Consider the following 5,790-nt stretch of genomic DNA (forward strand, 5'->3'; position numbering starts at 1 on the left):
TGATGATGGTGCCGGGCGTCTTGACCTTAGCTCCGCGCTTCATCCTGGTTCGCAACCTGGGATTGCTGAACCATCCACTTGCCCTTATCCTCCCCTGGATCGCTGGTGGACAGGTATTAAGCACTTGGCTGATGCGCACCTACTTCCAATCGATCCCCGCTGAGCTCTTCGAGGCCGCGCGCATTGACGGCGCATCGGATCTGCATGTCTTCCGATTGGTGGCTGTGCCTCTCGCCCGGCCGATGCTCGCCACGATCGCCATCAGCACGCTCATCGGCACCTGGAACGATCTCATCTGGCCTTTGGTGACGATCTCGGATCGTCGCTGGATGCCTTTGGCCCAGGGCTTGGTGCAGTTCTCCTCCAGCTTCGAAACGGAATGGGGCCCCCTCTTTGCGGGCTATGTGATCGCCTCTCTGCCCCTGTTGGTGGTCTTCATCTTCACCGCCAGGTACTTTGTGGCAGGACTTACCTCGGGCGCGATTAAGGCCTAAACGACCCGGCGATCATCGCCGATGGGTCGGCTGGATCTATGAACCGGCGTGGATAGAGCGCTGATCGGTTTCTCGGGTTCCGACGGACGGACCCCAACTAGGGCAGGGGATACGAACGGGCAGCCGGATGAACGTCTCTCCGTGTGTACTCTCATCTCCTGTGAGCTTCTTACTCCTGATCCCCTCTGGCAATCGCGAGTTTCCCGGTGACGCTTCGCAAGGAAAGGGCGCGTGGATTGGAGGAGTTTCTGGTATACTACCCCGTAGGGATGCTCCCGAGTGGGACCTATTCGCATCAACTGAACAGCATGGGTGAGGCCCCCGCCTGTCGCTTTTTCCCTCCACGGGCGGGTCGCACCTGAAAGGGGAGGTGCGGAGGGGCTTCCCCCGTGACGAGGAGAACACCATGATGATCATCGATGCTGACTGCCATATCTCGTCCTGGAAGTTCGACGACCTGGCCATTACCGCTGACGAGTTGATCGAGCGGATGGATCGAGCTGGTGTGGACAAGGCGTTGGTTTGGCTCAAACCTCCCTACCATAAGGACATTGCACCGGAGAACCGTGCCGTGTACGAGGCAACCCAGCGATATCCGGAGAGGCTTCTCGGGTTCGGGTGGGCCAATCCTCACCTGGGCAGGGAGGCCACGCTGGCTACGATCAAACGCTGCTTTGAGGAGTATGGGTTCTACGGCATCAAGTTCAACGGCGCTCAGGACGGGTACGTGATCGACAGCGACTTCGCCATGCCGTACATCGAGGCGGCCGCCCGGTACGGCAAGCCCATCGCCTTCCATATCGGGGCTGACTTTTACGAGAACACGCATCCCTACCGACTGGGGCGCATCGCGGCTCGATTCCCCGAGACCCCGTTCCTGATGGTGCACATGGGCGGCGCGGCCCTGCCTCCCTTGGACCGGTCTGCCATCGAGGTAGCGCAACAGCACCCCAACATCACGCTCATCGGCAGCGCCGTCCCCGACCAATCCATCCTGCGGGCGATCCGGACGCTGGGCCCGGAGCGGGTGTGCTTTGGCAGTGACACGCCATTCCGGCTCATGCATGCGCAGCTGGCCATGTATCGGGCGTTGCTGGAGGAATTCGATGTGGAGGCCCAGGCCGCGGTTCTGGGAGGGAACCTGGCGCGGGTACTAGGGGTGAGATCGCAGCCATGAGGTACATGCTCATGGAGGGAGGTGGCGGCGTGCTGGTCCCTTTGGATCTGCGCAAAGCCCTCGTTGTTTCAGTCCCTTAGAGTGTTCTGAGAAATGCCGCTGCTTCTGCCGTGGGGAGCCCCGGAGGGGCAAAGTCCCTCCGGAAAGAGCCCTTCTTCTGCCTTCAACCCGCCTGGCCTCGGCCTGGGCCCTTCGGAAAGGGCCGAGAAAGGCGGGTGCAGGCCGGAAAAGTGATGTTTTCCGTGGAGGGGATCTCCTCTCCACACCACCCCCTGTGGAGTTGGTGGTTGAGGGAGACCCCTTAGACACCTTGCTGGTAAATTTTCAGACACGCTTTAGGGGAACCGGTATAATGGGGGCATTCTACCGCGTCGCATCGGAGTCCCTCAGTCAGATCCTGTTGAGAGGAAAGCGCATGGAGATATGGGGAGAGAACCGTTTCTATTGGATGTATCGGGGGCGTCCCGTCCTGCTCCTGGGTGGGTCTGATGAGGACAACTTGTTCAACCATCCCGGGCTCTGGCACAATCTGGACACACTCCGGCAGTGTGGCGGCAATTACGTCCGATGTACCCTGTCCAGCCGCGATGAAGGGAACGTCTGGCCCTATGCCAAGGTGGGGGACAAGTACGACTTGAACCAATTCAACCCCGAGTTCTGGTCCCGCTTCGAGCGGTTCCTGGACCTGACCCATGAGCGCGACATCATCGTGCAGATCGAATTCTGGGCCACGTTCGACTTCTATCGAGAGGAGTGGCTTCGCAATCCCTTCAACCCGGCGCTGAACGTGAACTATACCACGGAGACGACGCGGCTGGTCCCCGAATGGGATCACCATCCGGCGCAGAGGGTGCAGCCGTTTTTCTATTCCCCGCCCGCGCTGAACAACGACCGGGTGTTGCTCGGCTACCAGCAGGCCTTCGTCCGACGCGTGCTGGATGCCACGCTGTCATACGATCACGTGCTGTACTGCCTGGACAACGAGACCTCGGCGCCGCCCGAGTGGGCCTGGTATTGGGGGGCGTTCATCCGTGATGAGGTGAAGCGGCGAGGCGGGCGGATCCACCTCACGGAGATGTGGGATGCCTGGGACCTGCGCGACGGGCAGCATCGGGCTACCTATGAGCGGCCCGACCTCTTCTCCTTCGTGGATATCTCGCAGAACAACTGGCAGGCCGGGCAGACGCACTATGATCGCATCCTGTGGATGCGGGATCAGCTGATTCGGTCGGAGGCGGGGCCTCGGCCGATGAACAACGTGAAGGTATACGGCCGGCCGCGACCTCGCGTGCCCGCCGATCTCTCGCTCTCCCTCGACCGCTGGTGGCAGAACATCTTCGGCGGCTGTGCCAGCACCCGGTTCCACCGACCGGACTCCGGCCTGGGCCTGGACGAGACGGCCCAGAGGATGATCCGGGCGGCACGCGCCTTCACGGACGCCTTCGATGTCTTCCGCTGTGCCCCTCGCCTGGACCTGCTGAGCGAGCGTGCGGATGGCGAGGCTTATTGCCTGGCCGATCCCGGGCGTGTCTATGCGCTCTACTTCCCCGCTGGGGGCGAGGTCGTGCTGCGCACGGAGGGCGGCCCTTTCACCCTTCGCTGGTTCGATATGGAGACAGCGTCGTTCGGCCGGCCGGAGCCCGTCGGCGCAGGCGATGTCCGCCTGCGCACGCCGGATGCGTCGCAGATCTGGCTGGCGCTGCTTCAGAAGGAGCTGTAGAGCCCTCACCAGAGACAAACGATTAAGGAGCAACCATCATGGCGCGAGACCACACGGATCGTCCTAACGTCATCGTCTTCTTCACGGATCAGCAGCGTTGGGATACCACCGGCGTTCACGGCAACCCGCTTGATTTGACCCCCAACTTCGATCGTATGGCGCGGGAGGGAACTCACGTCTATCATTCGTTTACGTGTCAGCCCGTGTGTGGCCCCGCTCGTGCCTCCCTTCAAACTGGTCTGTACGCCACCAATACCACCGTCTACCGCAACGGCATTCCCCTGCCGCCCGACCAGAAGACGCTCGCTCACTACTTCCGGGAGGCGGGATACGACACCGCGTACATCGGCAAGTGGCACCTGGCGTCCGGGGATCCGGTGCCCGAGCACGAGCGGGGAGGTTACGAGTACTGGCTCGGCGCCAACGTCCTCGAGTTCACCTCGGAGCCATATGATACGGTGGTTTACGATAACGAGAACCGGGCGGTGAAGCTGCCCGGCTATCGGGTAGACGCCCTCACGGACGCGGCCATCCGGTATATCGACGCCCACCAATCCCGACCGTTCTATCTCTTCATCTCCTATCTGGAGCCCCATCACCAGAACCGTATCGACGACTATCCGCCGCCTGACGGGTATCGCGAGCGTTACACGGGGAGGTGGATCCCGCCTGACCTGGCCGCGCTGGGGGGATCCACGCACCAGCATATCGCCGGGTACTACGGCCTGGTGAAGCGCCTGGATGAGGCCCTGGGCCGGCTTCTGGATGCGCTCAAAAGCCTGGGGCTGTTAGAGAACACCATCGTGCTGTTCACGTCTGACCACGGGAACCACTTCAAAACCCGCAACTCGGAGTACAAGCGCTCCTGCCATGAGAGCTCTATCCGCATCCCCACGGCGATCGTCGGCCCTGGCTTCTGGGGCGGCGGCCGGATTCGAGAGCTGGTGAGCCTGGTCGACCTGCCGCCGACGCTGTTGGATGCGGCGGGGATCGCCATCCCTGAGCATATGCAGGGTCGCTCCATCCTGCCGTTGGTGCGCGGCGAAGCGGTGGATTGGCCGCGGGAGGTGTTCATCCAGATCAGCGAGTCGCAGGTGGGGAGGGCGATCCGCACGCATCGATGGAAGTACGGTGTCACGGCCCCGGATCGGGATGGGGTGCGTGACGCCGGGTCGGATCACTACGTGGAGGAGTACCTGTACGATCTGGAGGCGGACCCGTACGAGTTGACGAACCTGATCGGGTTGGCGTCGCATCAGGAGGTAGCGGCGCGACTAAGGGAGCGGCTGATCCGGCGGATGGTGGAGATCGGAGAGGCCCCCCCGACCATCGAGCCGACGCCCGCCCGGCCGAGCGGCCAGCGTCGCGTGTTGCCGGAGGAGATGGAAGCCTAGCCGAGAGGGCTTGAGGAGGGCCGATGACGCAGCCAGTGCAACGTCTACGCATGATCTTCACCAAGGGGGAGCCGATCCGCTGGATCTCCCATCTGGATGTCGCCCGGATGTGGGAGCGTATCCTGCGGCGGGCGGATATCCCCGTGGCGTACACGCGAGGCTACAATCCGCAGATGCGGATTCAGTTCGCGTCCGCCTTACCCACGGGCTGTTCCGGGCGGGCTGAGCTGGCGGACGTATGGGTGATGCAGGCGATCTCCCCAGAGGCGTTCGCTGAGCGGGTACGGGAGGAGCTTCCCATGGGGGTCGAGCTCCTGAAGGTGTGGGAGGTGGACCTGCGATCGCCGTCGTTGCAGTCCCTGTTGCGCGCCGCCGATTGGGAGGTGGCGGTTGACGCCGCCGAGATCGCCGAGGATGACCTGCGTCGGCGTGTGGCCGAGATCCTCTCGGCTGAGGAGTTGGTGCGGGAGCGTCGCCGTCGCCAGGGGCAGCCGGCGCGCACATACGATCTGCGCCCACTCATCGAGACGCTGCGATTGGAGGGCCGGGACGATCAGGGATGGCCGGTGTTCTGGATGCGGTTGCGTTCCGAGCCGGGTGCCACCGGCCGACCGGATGAGGTGCTGGACGCGTTGGGGCTGGGTGGGCGTCCCAATCGGATGGAGCGCGTCGCGTTGCATTTCGCCCCGGAGGAAGAGGAAAGGTCGGATGGCCCGGCCTCCCCCGGGCAGTGAGGATCCCGTGATCTAGCAGCGGCGGCGTGGGAGCCGCCGCTGCTGATTTTCATCCGTTCGCGTGCTCAGGGTTCTCGGGAGCCGCTGAGGACGCGCAACCCCTCAAGGCCTCCCGCCGTGTTTCCACCCGAAAAAGATGTGCTACCCCGCAGTTAGGGCCTTTTCAAAGTCCAACGTCCGTATTGGCATACATGGCGCCTGCAGGGACGAGGCAAGGTGTCGTGTCTGTATACGCGTCTTCTCGGTTTCCCCCAGCACACGACGTGGCCAG

Annotated in this window: 5 protein-coding genes; all 5 read left to right on the forward strand. The window is 63.0% G+C overall.

Going from position 1 to position 5,790, the window contains the following annotated elements; translation table 11 throughout:
* The first annotated feature begins 20 nt into the window (after positions 1-20).
* Complete coding sequence (locus GXP39_05625) at positions 21-494, forward strand: carbohydrate ABC transporter permease (GenBank protein NOZ27518.1); 474 nt, start codon at positions 21-23, stop codon at positions 492-494.
* Positions 495-903: 409 nt separating this feature from the next.
* Positions 904-1,671, forward strand: coding sequence for an amidohydrolase family protein (locus GXP39_05630; GenBank protein NOZ27519.1), 768 nt, complete (start codon positions 904-906; stop codon positions 1,669-1,671).
* Between the two features lie 352 nt (positions 1,672-2,023).
* Positions 2,024-3,391, forward strand: coding sequence for a hypothetical protein (locus GXP39_05635; protein NOZ27520.1), 1,368 nt, complete (start codon positions 2,024-2,026; stop codon positions 3,389-3,391).
* Between the two features lie 38 nt (positions 3,392-3,429).
* Positions 3,430-4,785: a sulfatase-like hydrolase/transferase gene (locus tag GXP39_05640; GenBank protein NOZ27521.1), complete on the forward strand. Its 1,356-nt coding sequence runs from the start codon at positions 3,430-3,432 to the stop codon at positions 4,783-4,785.
* Between the two features lie 23 nt (positions 4,786-4,808).
* The gene (locus GXP39_05645) at positions 4,809-5,519 is read left to right on the forward strand and encodes a DUF2344 domain-containing protein (protein ID NOZ27522.1); all 711 of its coding nucleotides are present in this window, start codon (positions 4,809-4,811) and stop codon (positions 5,517-5,519) included.
* The last annotated feature ends 271 nt before the right edge of the window (positions 5,520-5,790 follow it).

This window comes from Chloroflexota bacterium (assembly GCA_013152435.1).
In the GTDB taxonomy this organism is placed as follows: Bacteria; Chloroflexota; Anaerolineae; order DUEN01; family DUEN01; genus DUEN01.